Consider the following 15,135-nt stretch of genomic DNA (forward strand, 5'->3'; position numbering starts at 1 on the left):
GTGGAGGGGAGGATTCCGGCCGTCATGCCGGAGGGGCGAGCGGTACGACGGCGACCGGGCGCCAGGTGGGTGGGCGCAGCGCCGGTACGTGCGCCCCGCGCACTTCGGCGTACTCGGTGTTCCCCGTGAGGAGTTGGGTGCGGGCGGCGCGCGCGTCGGTCTCCTTGTTGGCCGTCATGAAGGCGGCGACCATGCCGGCGGCGACGGGCGCGGCGAACGAGGTCCCGCTCCAGCGCGCGAGCCCCTCGAACGTCGCCTGGTCCGGGCTGCCCGGTTCGGTGTCCCCGGCCTGGCTCAACACGCCCTTGTGGGTGGGCGATTGGCAGGTGCAGCTGTAGGTGAAGCCGAACCGGCAGGCGTCGTAGGTGGTGTGCTGGTAGGCGTACGGCGTGGGTGCGCCGAAGCCGGTGAGGGGGCCGACGAGCCGCTCGCCGGGGGCGTAGGCCTTCACCCAGGCGCCGTGGTTGCTGAAGCAGGCGCCGAACTCGCCGTCGCTGCGCAGCGCGCCGACCGAGAGGACGACGTCCTGGTAGTCGGGCAGGTCTGCGTAGGCGGCGGGCCAGAACGGGGTGGCGCTGGCGTTGTTGCCGGCCGCCGCCACCAACAGGGTCCGCTGGCCCCGCAGTTCCTGCATGAAGCCCTCGACGCCCAGGAGTCCGTCGGTGCGGCCGTTCGAGGTGCCGGCGGAGAGGCTGATGACGTCGGGCCAGCCGTTCTGGTCGACGGCGGCGAACAGGGCCTCGCCGAAGTCGGATTCGAGGATGGCGCCGGCGTCGTTCAGGGTGTTGCGGACCGTGACCTCGGTGTTGGGCGAGACGGCCGCGACGAGCCCGGCGATGAACGTGCCGTGCCCTACGTACTGTTGGAGCACTCCCGCGTCGTCGGTCTCCCGGATCTGCGCGTCGCCCTGGACGTGGGCGAGCAGCGGGTACGAGCGGTAGTCGTGCATGAGACCGGTGTCGATGACGAGGACGCCCACGGCGGTGTCGGCGTCGTAACCGGCTTCCGCGGGCGCGGGGTTGGAGCCTTCGGTGAGCGGGGCGGGCACGGGCTCGTCGCCGGGGCACGCGTTCACCGCGATCGACACCACGTGGTTGCGGCTGACCAGTCGCCGTCCGGCGCGGCCCTCCGGCTCACGCAGTGCGCGCAGCGCGTTCGCCACGGCGTGGTCGCCGCGCCGGTCGCCGACGCCCGGGTCGCCGACCTGGATGCGGGTGATGCCGGACCGGTTGGTCTCGGGGCCCGCCCGGCGCACGGCGTCCGCGCTGAGACCGGTGGCCGCGGTGAAGTGCGTGCGGACGGTGTCCTCGACGACGCGGGCCTCCTCGCCGTCGCGGGCGAGCACGACGCCCTTCTCGTAGAAGAACTCGGCGGAGTCGTCCGGCCCCATCGCCAGGATGACGTCGGGCATCGAGCGCTGGATCTGGTCGAACTGCTCGTGGAATCGCTGTGGCGCCATGGCGTGTTCCTCCCACTGCGGCGGCGGTCGTCAATCAGAGCCGCCGGGCCGCTCCTTGATACAGCTCCAAACCTGTGTGGTCTGCACCTGGGACCACTAGCATGGGAGAAGTGACAGCGGGAAGCGACTCGATTCTCGAACTGCTGCCGATGGTGTTCGCGGCTCCGAACGAGGCGCTGGCCGGTGCGCGGGAGGTTCTGGACGGCGATCCGACGCCGTTCCGGGCCTCGGTGGCGCACCACGCGATCGGCATGTGGCAGCGGGACTTCGGCGATCTACGGCTCGCCCTGCACCATCTGCGGCTGGCCCGCGACCTGGCGGCCCGCGCGGATTCGGCGGACCGCGAGGCGGACGTACTCGCCACGCTGGGCGTGGCGTTGGTGCACGCGGGCCGCACCCGGCAGGGCCTGGAGGCCTTCGAGCGGGGCATCGCCCGCGGCACCGGACAGACCCGGGCGCGGGTGCTGTACCGGCGGGCGTACGTCTGGTGGGTGCTGGGCCGGCACCCCGAGGCGCTGGAGGACGTACGGCGGGCGATCGCCGTGCTGCGGCAGGCGGACGACGTGATCTGGATCGCGCGGGCGATCACCCTGCGTGCGACCGTGCATCTCGCGCTGGGCGCGGTGGACCGGGCCGACGCCGACTTCACGACGGCCGAGCGGCTGTGGGAGACCACCGGCCAGGAGCACGACAAGGCGGACGTGGTGGAGAGCCGGGGGCTCGCCGCTTTCCGGTCGGGCGACATTCCGGTGGCGCTCCAACTCCTCGACGAGGCAGAGGAGATGTACGCCAAACTCGCCATCCCGACGTTCATGCTCACGATCCGCCGCTGCGAGGTCCTGATGAGCGCGGGCCTGGCCGGGGAGGCACTGACCCACGCGGACACGGCGATCGGGCTGCTCGACGGGATCGGCGGACAGTCCACCCGCAAGGCGGAGTTGCTGCTCGTGGCCGCCCGTGCGGCACGGCTCGCGGACGATCCGCCCACGGCGATCGCGCGCGCGGCCGTGGCGGTACGGCTGTTCGCCGCGCAGCGGCGCACCTGGTGGGAGACACATGCCCAACTGGTGCTGATCGAGGCCAGGTTGGCGGCCGGGCGTGCGTCCGGGCGGCTGGTGGCGGACGCCGCCGCGGTGGCCGACCGACTGACCGGGTTCGGCTCACCGTCCGCACCGGAAGCCTCGCTGCTGGCGGGCCGCATCGCACTGGCCCTCGGCTGGACGGCGGACGCGGAACGGCACTTGGCGGTGGCCGCCCGCAGCAGACGCGGCGGCCCGCCGCTGGCCCGGATGACGGGCTGGGCGGCACAGGCGCTGCGCGCGCAGGCGGCAGGCTCCGGTCGCGGGGTGCTGGAGGCGTGCCGACGCGGACTCGACGTCCTCGACGACCACCGCACGACCCTGGGCGCCTCGGAGTTGAGAGCGCGGGCAACCGCGCAGGGCGCCGAACTGGCGGCGTTGGCCCAGCGCGCGAGTCTGACGTCCGGCGGCCCGCGACGCCTCCTGGTCTGGAGCGAACGCTGGCGGGCGACCGCCCTGTCGACCCCACCCGCCCGGCCACCGGCCGATCCGGCTCTTCTGAGCGACTTGACGGCGTTCCGCGTGATCGCCGCCCGCGCGGAGGAAGCCCGCAGCAAGGGCCGCCCGCTGCCGCCCCTGGAGCGCGAACAGCGGCGCCTGGAGCGGGAGATCCGCTCCCGCACCCTCCGTATGCGGGGCGATGCCCCCGGCGAGGGCGACCGCTTCGACCCGACTCGCCTGCTGGCACGCCTCGGTGGGACACGGCTGGTCGAACTGGCCGTGGTGGACGGCCAGGTGCACGCCCTGCTCTGCGGAGACGGCCGGGTCCGCCGCTTCGAGGCAGGCCTCCTCGCGGAGGCCATGGCCGAGGCGGAACACGTACAGGCAGGTCTACGACGCCTGGCGCATCCCGGAGCGGAGGCGAGGCTCCCGGTGGTGGAGGCGGCGGGCCGACGCCTGGAGGAACTCCTCCTCGGCGAGACGGCTCAACACCTGGGCTCCGGCCCGGTGGTGGTGGTCCCGCCGGGCCGACTCCACCGCGTGCCGTGGGCGTTGCTGCCCTCGCTGCGCGACCGGGTGCTCAGCGTGTCGCCGTCGGCGGGCAGTTGGCTGCGCGCCCTGGACACCGAATCGCCGTCCGGCGGCAGGCACGTCCTGGTGCGCGGCCCGGGCCTCGCGACCGGCGGCGCCGAAGTGCCGGACCTGGCCGACCGCTACGTCAGGCCCACGGTCCTGGAGCACGACGACGCCGAAGTCCCGCGCGTGCTCGCCGAGTTGGACGGCGCGACCCTGGCCCACATCGCGGCCCACGGCACGTTCCGCGCGGACAGTCCCCTGTTCTCGTCCCTACGCATGGCCGACGGCCCACTCATCGTCCACGACTTCGAACGCCTCGCCCGCAGCCCGTACCGCATCATCCTCTCCAGCTGCGACACGGCCCGCCTCGCCTCGGTCGGCGCGGACGAACTCCTCGGCCTGGTCACGGCGTTGCTCCCCCTGGGCACGGCAGGCGTGATCGCGAGCAGTGCCCCGGTCAACGACGCGGCGGTCGTCCCCCTGATGCTCGCCCTGCACAAGGGCCTGCGCGCCGGCCTGTCCCTGGCGGAGGCGCTGCGGGATGCCCGGGCGTCATTGCCCGGGGATGCGGTGCATCAGGCGACGGGGTGGGCGTTCTCGGCGTTCGGGGCGGCCTGAGCGGACCTGCCCCGGTGGCCGAGGACCCGTCCCATCTCCTACGCCGACTGCGCCGCAGGCAGTTCCACCAGCCACGGCAGCGCCCCGCGGTCGCTCGCGCCGAGGCGGGCGTAGGCGCTGTAGAGGTGGTTGCCGACCGTGCGGATGGAGAGGGTGAGGCGGTCGGCGATCTGGCGGTTGCTGAGGCCCGCGGCGGCGAGGGTGACGATCTGGCGCTGGCGTGCGGTGAGTTCGCCCAGGACCAGACCGGAGAGGGCCGGGGTGCGGGCGCCCTGGCAGCGGCGGACCAGGGCCACCGCTCGGGTGCGGGACATGCGGGCGGCGCGGGGGTCGCGGTGGGCGCGGACCGCCTGGGCGTGTGCCTCGGCCGCGAAGAGCAGGAAGCCGCGTTGTTCCAGTTCCCCCGCCACCTTGTCCAGTGCGGGGCCGTCGCTCTCGACCAGCGCCTCCGCGTGCCGCGCGAGGACGGCGGGGCCGTCGCCGGGCAGTCCGGCGAGGCGGCCGGCGACGCGTTCGGGAGCGCCGAGGCGTACGGCGTCGTAGAGGACGTACGCGGCGGGCCTGGCATCCTCCGCGGTGAGGTCGCGGGGCTCCTCGCCCTCTCTCCATCCGCCGTCGGCGATCTCGCGGGCCGCCTCCACATCGCCGCGGGCCGCCGCCAGCCAGCTGCCCGCGTCGCCGGACGCGGGGCGGTGGGCGAGGGCCTCGTCGGTGGCCGGTACGTCGCCCGACTGGGCGGCGGCCAGGGCGAGTTCGGCCGCGCAGGCGCGGTTGCCCGCGGTCTGTCGCAGTCCCTCCCGTGCCCAGGCCGCCGCCTCGCGCAGTTCGCCCCGCAGCCTCGCGAACCGGGCGCGGACGGCGGCGTACTCGGCCGGTACCGGTGCGCCCTCCGCCACCAGCCACTCCCCCACGGGCGTCGGCAGCGGGCGTACGTCGGTGCGGTCGATGCGGTCGGTCAGCGCGGACCGTTCGGCCGCGAGGGCCGGGACGCACTGGTCCGGGGTGCGGGCCAGTCGGCGGGCCCGGAGCCGGCCGGCCGCGGCGCGCAGCGCGGGGCCGTGCAGGGGGTGGGCGAGGCGGACGGCGCCCTGGTCGTCGACGCTGATCAGGGCCTCGGTCTCCAGGCGTTCGAGGACGTCGAGGTCGAAGTCGTCCAGCGAGGACGCCAACGGCTCGGCGAACGCGAGGCGTTCGAGGCTCTCGCGCTCCTCGGGGCCGCTGTGGGCCAGGACTTGCGCGGTGCGCTCACGGACCGTCGCGGTGACCGGCACCGGGCCGCGCCACGCCCACTCGTCGGAGTCGGTCGTCCGGGTCAGCATCCCGCGTTCGCGCACCGCGCCGAACAGGTCGCGCAGCAGCCGCAGATCGCCTTGGCAGAGGCCGTCCAGGCGGTTCACGGTGAGGGGTTCCAGCGAGCCCCCGGCGCCCAGCGCCAGCAACTGGGCCGTCTCCTCGCGGGGCAGCGGCTCCAGCGCGAGGCGCGGCAGCAGCTCGCCCGTCCACAGGCGCGACACCGCACCCGGTACCGGGTGGTCGTCGGCCACCACGACCACCAGCCGGGTCCGGCTGTGGGCGGCGAGTTGGTGGACGAGCGCGGCCGAGGAGTCGTCGAGCAGATGGGCGTCGTCCACGAGCAACAGCCGGACGCCGGACAGGAGTTGGACCGCGCGGTGCAGGGTGACGCTCTCGGGGAGCAGGTGCGCGAACGCGGCGAAGGGGAGAGCGCGGGTCTCGGGCGTCCCGGTGACCTTGGCGCAGTCGCCGCCCCGGACGGCCTCGGTCACCAGCCGGGTCTTGCCCCGGCCGGCCGGACCGGTCACCACGATGCCGTGCCGCCCGGCGGTCAACGATCCGCGGATCAGCTCCAGTTCGTCCTCCCGGCCGGTGAACGGCCAGGGCAGTTCCAGGGTCTTCGCGTCCTGTTCGAAAGTCGTCACACGGATATGAGCCCGGCTACTCGCCCCTGATACAGGGTGACTTGAGTAGCCCTCGACTCAGGCGCCCGGGAGCGGTCACCGGCAGTCTGGTTCGCATGACCACCCGCTACTGCTCCCTCGCGCAGCAGTCGGCCCCGGAGTTCGCACCGGGACTGACCGCCGAGCGACGCAGTGCGCTCATCGGCGGAAGCCGCATGTGGGTCAACGGCACGGTCCTGCACTACTACTTCTTCGACGCCGACAACGCGGCCGCCACCGACACCTCCGTCATCCCGGTTCCCGGGACCGGTGAGATGCGGCGGGTGCCGTGGGCCGGTGCCAAGGAGCAGCAGGACGTCGTACGCGAGTGCTTCCGTGAGTGGCGGGGCCTCGGCATAGGTGTCGACTTCGCCGAGGTGGGGGACCGCTCGGAGGCGGAGCTGCGCATCGGGTTCCAGCCCGGTGACGGCTCCTGGTCGGCGGTGGGCCGCGACGCGCTCACGGTCGGCCTGTCCGACCGCACCATGAACTTCGGCTGGGACCTGACCGCACCCGGACAGCGCGGTACGGCCCTGCACGAGATCGGACACGCGCTGGGGCTGCTGCACGAGCACCAGAGCCCGTTCGCGGGTATCCACTGGGACGACGAGGCCGTCTACGCCGAGCTGGCGGGCCCGCCGAACTTCTGGAGCCGGGACAGGACCCGCTTCAACATCCTGCGCAGGCTCGACCCGGACGAGGTCAACGGCTCCGTCTGGGACCCGCAGTCGGTCATGGAGTTCCCGTTCGCGTCGGGACTGATCCTGGAGCCGGAGGAGTACCGCACGGGTCTGCACCCGCACGGCAGCCTCTCCCCCTCCGACAAGGAGCTCGTCCTGCGCTGGTACCCGCCCGCCGGCCCTCCCCGGCCGGCCGAGCTGGTGCCGTTCCGGTCGGCACCGTCGCGTCTGGGACCGGGCGAGCAGGCCGACTTCGCGGTCGAGCCGACACAGACGCGCGAGTACGCCGTCGGGGCCTTCGGGGACAGCGACACCGTCGTCGTGGTCTTCGAGGAACGGGACGGCGAACCGCGCTTCCTCGCCGGGCAGGACGACGGGGGCACGCCGCACAACGCGACACTCAAGGTCAGGCTCGTCAAGGGCCGCCGCTACTTCGTCCGTGTGCGCCTGTACTCCACGTGGGGGTCGGGGGACACCGCGGTGATGTGCTGGTAACACAGCATGGGTACAGCCGCACGCGGACGGACGGACCACTGTCCGGCGCCGGGGGAAGCGGCCGGGGTTCGTAGCCTTCGGGGGAGGGATACGAACCTCGGCCACGCCGTCATGTCCAACTCACCCCGCGTGCGGGGCTCTTGTGCCCTGGTTCCCCAACTCCAATGGCCGCGCGGGGTCCTTGGACCACTCCTCCAGCGAACCGTCGTACACCGACACGTCCGTACGGCCGAGCAGCGTGAGCGCGAGCGCGGCACCCGCCGCCGAGATGCCGCCGCCGCAGTACAGGACGACCGGTGAGTCCTCGGTGTCGAGGACCGCGCCGACCCGCGCCGCGAGTTCCTCGGCGGGCAGCACGTGTCCGGACGCGTCGAGGAGACCCCGGCCCGGGAGGCTGCGGCTGGCGGGGATGTGCCCGCGGCGGCTGTAGCGCGTGGGGGCCGAGCCGTCGTAACCGCCGGAGGGCAGGGCGCAGACGAGGGTGCCGGGGCGCTCGCCGCGGCTGATGGCGGCCACGTCCTCGATGCCGGCCCACAGATCCGGACGTACGACGGGTGTCACGGGCCGGACGGCCGGAACCGGTCCGGGGGCTCCGGCCGCGTCGGCGGACGCAACGACCGAGAGCCCCGCCCGCGCAGCCGTCGCCGGGTCGGTGTCGTCGCCGGAGGCCAGCGGTCGGCCGGCCGCCTCCCACGCTTCGAGACCGCCGTCCAGGACCGCCGCCGGTACCCCGATCGCCCGCAGCATCCACCACAGCCGCGCCGCCCAGATGCCGCCCCCGCTGTCGTAGGAGACGACCTCGCTGTCCTCCCCCACGCCCAGCCGGGCCAGTGCGGCGGCGAGGGCCTCGGGGGACGGCACGGCGAAGTGGTAGGGCGCCTCGTGGTCGGAGAGGTCGCCGGTCAGGTCGGCGTGCCGCGATCCGGGCAGGTGCCGTTCGGTCCAGGTCCCGTGCCCGCTCGCGGAGCGGTGGTCGCCGTCCTCGCGGGGTGAGGGCAGGAGCGCGGTGGCGTCGAGGACGACCAGCCGGGGATCGTCGAGATGCGCGGCGAGCCAGGTGTCGTCGACCAGCGGGCCGGGCAGCAGGGAGGTGGTCATGGCGGCCGATCGTACGCCCGCGAACTGGGCGTCTCACGCCTCGGGCACGACCGTCTCGGATATCGGACCCCGCTTGCACAGAATCCGGGTAGTGCGGTTATCGTTCGGCCATCTACGCGGGAGCCCCTACCCGGTTGGGCTGAGAGGGCGTCTGGGACCGGCTCGTCGAGAGTCCGGCCCCCATGGGGACGCCGACCGCACCACTCGCGCCTCAGCGCCCGCGTAGGAGTTCACGTGTCTGCAGCAGTCGAGCCCATGCCTCCGGTGGTCAACACCCCGGCGCGCCGCTCCTGTTGTCGTCGCACGCACTGATCCACCGCCTCCGCGCACACCCCCTCCTCCTCCCTTCAGGCGCCGTCACGCCTGCGCACATTCCGGAGTACCCCCATGCCGCACATACGGGTCATGCTCGACTATTTCCATCCCTGGCCGAATTCTGCCGGTCTGTACGTCGCCCGCGCCCGCCGCTGGTACGCCGAGGCCGGTCTGGATGTCGAGCTGGTGGTCCAGGATCCGGGACGCGGGGACACGCTGGAGTACCTGGCCCGGGGCGAGGTGGACTTCGGGATCTTCCCGCCGAACCGGCTGCTGGCCCGGCGCGCGGAGCACGGCCAGCCGCTGATCGCCGTGTCCGCGATCAATCACCGGGGTCTGGAGGCGATCCAGACCACCACGTCGACCGGGATCACCCGCCCTCGCGAGCTGGCCGGCCGCCGTATCGCCTACAACCCGACCCCGCGCGGCCGGGCCATGGTGCGCCACCTGGTGGCGGCCGACGGCGGTGACCCGGACGCCGTGATCGGCGTGGACGCGGGCAGCCGCGAGCTGACCGTGGACGACATCGTGGCGGGCGAGGCGGACGCGACCTTCGGCAACTACTGGTCCTGGGACGCGTTGCGCGGCGATCTGCCCGAGGAGCAGCGGCTGACCTGGCCGGTCGACGAGATCGGTGCCCCGCGCTACCACAGCTACCTGCTCGGCACGAACGAGGATCTGCTCACCCGACACCCTTCTCTCGTACGGGACTTCCTCGCCGTGACGGCTCGCGGCTATGCGGCCGCCGCCCAAGAGCCGGACGCCACGCTGGAGTTGCTGGAGCAGGTCATCCCGTACTTCCCGCGCCCGCTGATCGCCCGTTCCCTGGCGCTGATCGCGCCCACCTGGACGGACACGGACGGCCGTTGGGGTGTGATCGACGAGGGCCGGATGGGTCCGTACGCGCACTGGCTCGCCGAGAACGGCGCGATCCCGGACGACCGCGACTGGGCGAGGTCCTTCACCAACGGCTCGCTGGACGTGGCCACATGAGAGCCCTGGCCTGCCAGGCGCGGACGCTGACCCGGCGTCTCGCCGTCGACTTCATGCGGGTGGGCAGCGCGCTGTGTCGGCCGTGACCGGCCCGATCCGCCAGCCCTCCCACCCCTCGAAGGACCCGACATGCATCGCCGTACCACCCTCTCCGCCCTGGCCGCGGCCGCCACCCTCGCCACCGTGGCCGTCACCGGCTGCTCCGCCGACTCCACGGCCGCCACGAAGGACGGCACCACGACCGTCACCCTCGCCCTGGACTGGACGCCCAACACCAACCACACCGGGATCTACGTCGCCCAGGCCAAGGGCTGGTTCAAGGCCGCCGGGATCAACGTGAAGATCGTGCCCTACGGTTCGACCGCGCCCGAGACGCTGATCGCCAACCACAAGGCGGACTTCGGGATTTCGTACCAGGAGGGCATCACCACCGCCCGCGCTGCGGGCCAGGACATCACCTCCGTCTACGCGGTGACGCAGAAGACGGACGTGACGATCGCGGTGCGCGCCGACCGCGACGACATCGCCACGCCGAAGGACCTGGACGGCAGGACGTACGCCGGTTTCGGCGCCCCGTACGAGAAGCCGCTGCTGCAGAAGGTGATCCAGAACGCGGGCGGGAAGGGCGACTTCAAGCAGGTCACCCTCAACACCTCGGCGTACGCGGCGCTTTACGCGGGCCAGGCCGACTTCGCGATGCCGATGCCGACCTGGGAGGGCCTGGAGGCGAAGCTGAGCGGCAAGCCGCTGAAGAACTTCCAGCTCTCCGACTACGGTTTCCCGGCGATCTACTCGACCCTCGTCGCGTCCTCGGACCAGTTCCTGAAGAAGAACCCGGAGGTCGCGAAGAAGTTCCTCGCCGCCGTCGACAAGGGCTACCGCTACGCCGCCGAACACCCCTCCCAGGCAGCCGACTTGCTCATCTCCGCCAACAAGAGCGTCCTCACCAACACCAAGCTGGTGAAGGAGAGCGAGGCGCTGCTGGCCAAGGAGTACTACAAGGGCGCGGACGGTTCGATCGGCACGCAGAGCGCCGCGCGCTGGCAGGCCTTCGCGGACTTCGAGTACCAGGCGGGCCTGCTGGTCGACGCCAACGGCAGGAAGCTGGCGTCCGCCCCGAAGGCGTCGACCTTCTTCACCAACGCGTACCTCCCGGACGCCAAGTGAGGCCGCTCCTGCGGTCGTTGTGGCCGCCGCTCCTCGTCCTGACCGTGGTCCTCGGCGGCTGGCAGCTCTACGTCACCGCCGCCGGCGTCGATCCCACGACGCTCCCCTCCCCCGCCCGGGTCGTGGAGCAGGGCTGGCTGAACCGCCAGGACCTGTGGGACCAGACACTGCCCACCCTCCAGGAGACGCTGCTCGGCTTCGCGCTGTCGTTCGCGGCGGCGTGGCTGGTCGCCGTGCTCCTCGACTTCTCCTCGGCGGCCCGTCGCGGCCTGTATCCGCTGCTCGTCGCCTCGCAGACCATCCCGATCGTCGCCGTGGCACCGCTGTTGATCATCTGGTTCGGCTTCGGGCTGCTGCCGAAGATGCTGGTGGTGACCCTGACGACGTTCTTCCCGCTCGCCGCGAACCTCGCGGCGGGCTTCGCGGCGACCGACCGCGAGGCGATGCGATTGCTGCGCTCGCTGGGCGCGGGCCGCCGGCGGACGTTCCGCCTGGTCCGGGTCCCGAGCGCGATGCCGTACTTCTTCGCCGGGCTGCGCGTGAGCATCACCTACGCCGTCGTCGGCGCCGTCTTCGCCGAGTACGCGGGCGCGGAGGCGGGCCTCGGCATCTATATGCAGGCCCAGAAGAGCGCGTTCCGCACCGACTTGGTGTTCGCGGCGGTCGCGGTGACGGCGGCGCTGAGCATCGCCCTGTTCGGGGCGACCTACCTGCTGCAACGGCTGGTACTCCCGTGGGAGCGGGCGTTGAAGGAGGACACGTCGTCATGAGCAGTCTCCGTATCGAGGGCGTCGGCAAGTCCTTCGGGCAGTTGGAGGTTCTCCGGGACCTCCGACTCGCCGTGGAACCCGGCGAGTTCGCGGCGGTCATCGGCCCGAGCGGCAGCGGCAAGAGCACCCTGTTCAACCTGGTCTCCGGGCTGGACCGCCCCACGACCGGCCGGGTCCTGGTGGAGGGCGAACCGGCCGAGGTGGAGTCCGGCAAGGTGGCCTACATGCCTCAGAAAGACCTCCTCTTCCCGTGGCGGACCGTGCTCGACAACACGGCACTGGGCCTTGAGGCACAGGGAGTCGGCAAGAAGGAGGCACGGCGCCGGGCCGACGCCCTGTTCCCCGACTTCGGCCTCGACGGCTTCCAGAAGGCGTACCCGTCCCAACTCAGCGGCGGTATGCGGCAACGAGCGGCCTTGCTCCGTACGGTGGTTCTGGAGCGACCGGTCCTGCTGCTCGACGAACCGTTCGGCGCGCTCGACTCCCTCACCCGGACCGAGATGCAGCTGTGGCTGGCCGGCATGTGGCAACGCCACCGCTGGACGGTCGTCCTGGTCACCCACGACATCCGCGAGGCGGTCCTGCTCGCGGACACCGTGCACGTCCTGTCCCCCCGCCCGGCCACGATCGTCGACCGCGTCGAGGTCCCGCTGGCCCGCCCGCGCGGCGCCGACGACTTCACGAACCCGGACTTCGCCACGACCGAGCGCCGCGTCCTGGACGCCCTGCGCGGCACAACGGCGGTGCGGACAGCGTGAGTTCACACCTCTCCCACGGCCTGGGCACCGACCCGGTCGAACCCGACTGGCCACCCCTGACGGACACCGAGGTCACCGACATCGTCGGTCCGGCCCGGGTGATCTGGCGCAGTCCCCGCCCCCTGTCGGCGGCGGCCGTGGTCGAACGGTCGGGCCGCCGCCTCTTCGTGAAACGCCACCACATCTCCGTCCGCACGGTGGCGGGCCTGGCCGAGGAACACGCCTTCCTACGACACCTGCGGTGCCAGGGTGCCCCGGTCGTCGAGGTGTTGGACGCGGCGACGCGCGGCGAGTGGACGTACGAGGTGCACTCGGCCGGAGTCGGCACCGACCTCTACCGCGACGCCCTGTCCTGGTCCCCGTTCCGCTCCCCCGCCCACGCGAGGGCGGCCGGCGAGGCACTGGCCCGCCTGCACCTGGCGGCGGAGGGCTTCGACGCACCGCGCCGTCAAGTGCAGCCGCTGGTCGCGTCGTTCACGGTGTTCGCCTCGGACGATCCGCAGGCGGAGCTGGAGCGCTACGTCGAGGAACGCCCCCAACTCGCAAAAGGGCTGGCGGACTTCCCATGGCGGGAGGACACGCGCCGCGCCCTGCTCCCGCTGTACGAGGAACTGGCACCGCACCTCTCGGGTCTCACCCCTCTCTGGACCCACAACGACTGGCACGCCTCCAACCTCCTCTGGAACGAGGACGGTTCGGTCGCGACGGCCCTCGACTTCGGTATGAGCGACCGCACGACAGCCGTGCACGACCTGGCCACGGCCATCGAACGCAACACCGTCCAGTGGCTCCGGCCCGGCTTCCCGGTCCGTGAGGCGGACGCGCTCGCGCTTCTGGACGGCTATCGGTCGGTACGCCCGCTCAGCCCCACCGAGTCGAAGGCGCTCCCGGCTCTACTCCCTCTGGTCCACGCCGAGTTCGCGCTCTCCGAGCTGGGCTACTTCCACGGCGTGACGCGGTCGGCGGAGAACACCCGGCTGGCGTACGAGTACTACGTGGGCCACGCGGAGTGGTTCGCCGGGGAGAGCGGACGGCGCCTGCGGGACCTGTGCGGCGCTAGCGGGGCGGCAGCTCACGGGTGAAGATCACGCGGGGTCTGTCCGGACCGTCGTAGTCCTCCACGGTGCGCGCGTCGAAACCGAGGCTGCGGTGGAAGGCGATCGAACCCTCGTTGGTGACCGAGGTGATGGCCTTGAGACGGACCGCGCCCTGCCGTCCGGCGGCCTTGATGAAGGCCGAGTAGAGGCTGCGGCCGAGCCCGGTGCCCCGTGCGTCGTCCCGGGTCGCCACGAGGTGTACGTATCCGGTGTGGTCGGGGGTGACGAACCCGAAGAGGTATCCACGGATGCCGTCGTCGGCACGCGCGATCAGACAGGTGGACCCGAACTCCTGGACCAGCGCGGTGAGATGGAGCGCGCGAAGGTCACGTTCTCCCCAGTAGCGTGCGTGGTCCTCCAGGATCTGGTGGAGGTCGGTGACATCGGCGGATTCGATACGGACGTCCATGGCATCGATCATGGCAGAGAGCAGGTCCGCTCCGGCGCGGCCATGGAGCGGGCCGCGCCGAAGCGGTCGGTGGGGACTCCGGAGCGTCAGCTCGACGGGGAGGAGTGACCCCGGCGGCTCCATTCCTGGGCGAGGAGTTCGTACGAGCGCACCCGGTCCGTGTGGTCGTGGGTGATGGTCGTGATGAGCAACTCGTCGGCGCCCGTGGCTTCTTGGAGTTGTTCCAGTTGGTCGGCGACATGGCCGGGCGATCCGACGAACTGGGTGTCGACGCGGTCCTGGACCAGCTCGCGGTCCTCGTCGGTCCAGACGTGGGCGCGGGCTTCCCGCGGTGTCGGGAACTGGATGGCGCCCTCTGCCGTACGGATGGAGCGCACCCACAGGCCGTAGCCGGTGGCGAGTTCGCGTCCCGTCTCGTCGTCCTCGGCGACGACCACGTCCGCGGAGACGGTGACGTACGGCTTGTCGAGGGCGTCGGAGGGCTGGAACGCGGCGCGGTAACCGTCCGCCGCCTCCAGGACGGTGGCCGGGCTGACGTGGTAATTCGCCGCGAAACGGAGGCCGTTGCGGCCCGCGACCTCGGCGCTCGTGCCGCCGCTGCTGCCCAGGATCCACACCTCGACGTCGGCGCCCTCGCCCGGTACGACGTGTGCCTCGACGCCCTCCGGTGAACGGTAGGTGCCCGCCAGCAGGGCGAGGACGTCGTCGATCTGCTCGGCGTAGTCCTGCGACGTGGCGTCGGGCAGCAGGAGCAGCTTGCGTTGGAGGGCGATTCTGGGTGAGCCGAGGAGGCGCTCGAAGGAGAAGCGGGGCGGGATGCGCAGGCCGTTGGGGGCCCGGCCGTCGACGATCGGGGTCGCCGCCGGCAGCGGGGGCGACGGACGGCCGCCGGAGCGGCCCAGGCCCAGGTCGAAGCGGCCGGGGTGCAGCGCGTCGATCAGGCCGAACTCCTCCACCGTGGACAGCGCGGTGCGGTGGCCGAGTTGTACGGCGCCGGAACCGAGCCGGATCGTGGAGGTGGCGGAAGCCGTCAGCGCCAGGACCACCGCGGGGGACGTGCCCGCGACGCCCGGGTTGAGGTGGTGCTCGGCGAACCAGTAGCGGGTGTACCCGAACTCCTCGGCCCGGCGCGCGAGTTCGATGGAGTTGCGCAGAGCCTCGGGCGCTGTGGAGCCGGAGGAGATCGGGACCAGGTCGAGGACGCCGAGGGGGATGGACATGTGCT

At 72.3% G+C, this 15,135-nt stretch carries 12 protein-coding genes; 7 read left to right on the plus strand and 5 right to left on the minus strand.

All coding sequences use genetic code 11. The features are described from left to right. Positions 1-22 precede the first annotated feature (22 nt). Positions 23-1,459: a S8/S53 family peptidase gene (locus tag OG226_RS08070; RefSeq protein WP_328676031.1), complete on the minus strand. Its 1,437-nt coding sequence runs from the start codon at positions 1,457-1,459 to the stop codon at positions 23-25. Between the two features lie 110 nt (positions 1,460-1,569). Here OG226_RS08070 and OG226_RS08075 point away from each other — a divergent pair, with 110 nt between their 5' ends. Further along, positions 1,570-4,173 carry a CHAT domain-containing protein gene (locus OG226_RS08075; protein ID WP_328676032.1) on the plus strand — a complete coding sequence of 868 codons (2,604 nt, stop codon included), beginning with the start codon at positions 1,570-1,572 and terminating at the stop codon, positions 4,171-4,173. A gap of 38 nt (positions 4,174-4,211) precedes the next feature. Here the strand turns inward: OG226_RS08075 and OG226_RS08080 are convergent, their stop codons facing one another. Beyond that, positions 4,212-6,110 carry a LuxR family transcriptional regulator AbsR2 gene (locus OG226_RS08080; RefSeq protein ID WP_329348417.1) on the minus strand — a complete coding sequence of 633 codons (1,899 nt, stop codon included), beginning with the start codon at positions 6,108-6,110 and terminating at the stop codon, positions 4,212-4,214. Positions 6,111-6,205: 95 nt separating this feature from the next. Between OG226_RS08080 and absR1 the strand changes: the two genes are divergently transcribed. Beyond that, positions 6,206-7,303 carry a beta-glucuronidase AbsR1 gene (gene absR1 / locus OG226_RS08085; protein WP_329348418.1) on the plus strand — a complete coding sequence of 366 codons (1,098 nt, stop codon included), beginning with the start codon at positions 6,206-6,208 and terminating at the stop codon, positions 7,301-7,303. A gap of 120 nt (positions 7,304-7,423) precedes the next feature. On the opposite strand, the gene OG226_RS08090 is transcribed toward absR1, so the two are convergent. Beyond that, positions 7,424-8,401 (minus strand): sulfurtransferase, encoded by a 978-nt coding sequence (locus tag OG226_RS08090; RefSeq protein WP_329348419.1) that lies wholly within the window; start codon positions 8,399-8,401, stop codon positions 7,424-7,426. Between the two features lie 387 nt (positions 8,402-8,788). Between OG226_RS08090 and OG226_RS08095 the strand changes: the two genes are divergently transcribed. The 5 genes from OG226_RS08095 (at position 8,789) to OG226_RS08115 (ending at position 13,486) form a co-directional block, all read left to right on the plus strand. Then, positions 8,789-9,709, plus strand: coding sequence for an ABC transporter substrate-binding protein (locus OG226_RS08095; RefSeq protein ID WP_328676036.1), 921 nt, complete (start codon positions 8,789-8,791; stop codon positions 9,707-9,709). Positions 9,710-9,838: 129 nt separating this feature from the next. Then, positions 9,839-10,876 carry an ABC transporter substrate-binding protein gene (locus OG226_RS08100; protein ID WP_328676037.1) on the plus strand — a complete coding sequence of 346 codons (1,038 nt, stop codon included), beginning with the start codon at positions 9,839-9,841 and terminating at the stop codon, positions 10,874-10,876. Further along, positions 10,873-11,646, plus strand: a complete 774-nt coding sequence (locus OG226_RS08105) for an ABC transporter permease (RefSeq protein WP_328676038.1) — start codon at positions 10,873-10,875, stop codon at positions 11,644-11,646. The genes OG226_RS08100 and OG226_RS08105 overlap by 4 nt, the downstream gene beginning before the upstream one ends. Next, positions 11,643-12,404 carry an ABC transporter ATP-binding protein gene (locus OG226_RS08110; protein WP_328676039.1) on the plus strand — a complete coding sequence of 254 codons (762 nt, stop codon included), beginning with the start codon at positions 11,643-11,645 and terminating at the stop codon, positions 12,402-12,404. The genes OG226_RS08105 and OG226_RS08110 overlap by 4 nt, the downstream gene beginning before the upstream one ends. Further along, a complete protein-coding gene (locus tag OG226_RS08115; RefSeq protein ID WP_329348420.1) occupies positions 12,401-13,486 on the plus strand; it encodes a phosphotransferase enzyme family protein in 1,086 nt (361 codons plus the stop codon). The genes OG226_RS08110 and OG226_RS08115 overlap by 4 nt, the downstream gene beginning before the upstream one ends. On the opposite strand, the gene OG226_RS08120 is transcribed toward OG226_RS08115, so the two are convergent. Beyond that, complete coding sequence (locus OG226_RS08120) at positions 13,461-13,910, minus strand: GNAT family N-acetyltransferase (RefSeq protein WP_329348421.1); 450 nt, start codon at positions 13,908-13,910, stop codon at positions 13,461-13,463. The two genes, OG226_RS08115 and OG226_RS08120, sit on opposite strands and share 26 nt — an antisense overlap. Positions 13,911-13,996: 86 nt before the next feature. Continuing rightward, the gene (locus tag OG226_RS08125) at positions 13,997-15,130 is read right to left on the minus strand and encodes an LLM class flavin-dependent oxidoreductase (RefSeq protein ID WP_329348422.1); all 1,134 of its coding nucleotides are present in this window, start codon (positions 15,128-15,130) and stop codon (positions 13,997-13,999) included. Positions 15,131-15,135: the final 5 nt, after the last annotated feature.

The organism is Streptomyces sp. NBC_01261, from assembly GCF_036226385.1.
Classification (GTDB): domain Bacteria; phylum Actinomycetota; class Actinomycetes; order Streptomycetales; family Streptomycetaceae; genus Streptomyces.

What these genes read in the sequence shown, in the direction of transcription:
- OG226_RS08070 (WP_328676031.1), bottom strand. Translation starts at nt 1,459, where the DNA reads ATGGCGCCACAGCGATTCCACGAGCAGTTCGACCAGATCCAGCGCTCG.
- absR1 (WP_329348418.1), top strand. Translation starts at nt 6,206, where the DNA reads ATGACCACCCGCTACTGCTCCCTCGCGCAGCAGTCGGCCCCGGAGTTC.
- OG226_RS08090 (WP_329348419.1), bottom strand. Translation starts at nt 8,401, where the DNA reads ATGACCACCTCCCTGCTGCCCGGCCCGCTGGTCGACGACACCTGGCTC.
- OG226_RS08095 (WP_328676036.1), top strand. Translation starts at nt 8,789, where the DNA reads ATGCCGCACATACGGGTCATGCTCGACTATTTCCATCCCTGGCCGAAT.
- OG226_RS08100 (WP_328676037.1), top strand. Translation starts at nt 9,839, where the DNA reads ATGCATCGCCGTACCACCCTCTCCGCCCTGGCCGCGGCCGCCACCCTC.
- OG226_RS08110 (WP_328676039.1), top strand. Translation starts at nt 11,643, where the DNA reads ATGAGCAGTCTCCGTATCGAGGGCGTCGGCAAGTCCTTCGGGCAGTTG.
- OG226_RS08120 (WP_329348421.1), bottom strand. Translation starts at nt 13,910, where the DNA reads ATGGACGTCCGTATCGAATCCGCCGATGTCACCGACCTCCACCAGATC.
- OG226_RS08125 (WP_329348422.1), bottom strand. Translation starts at nt 15,130, where the DNA reads ATGTCCATCCCCCTCGGCGTCCTCGACCTGGTCCCGATCTCCTCCGGC.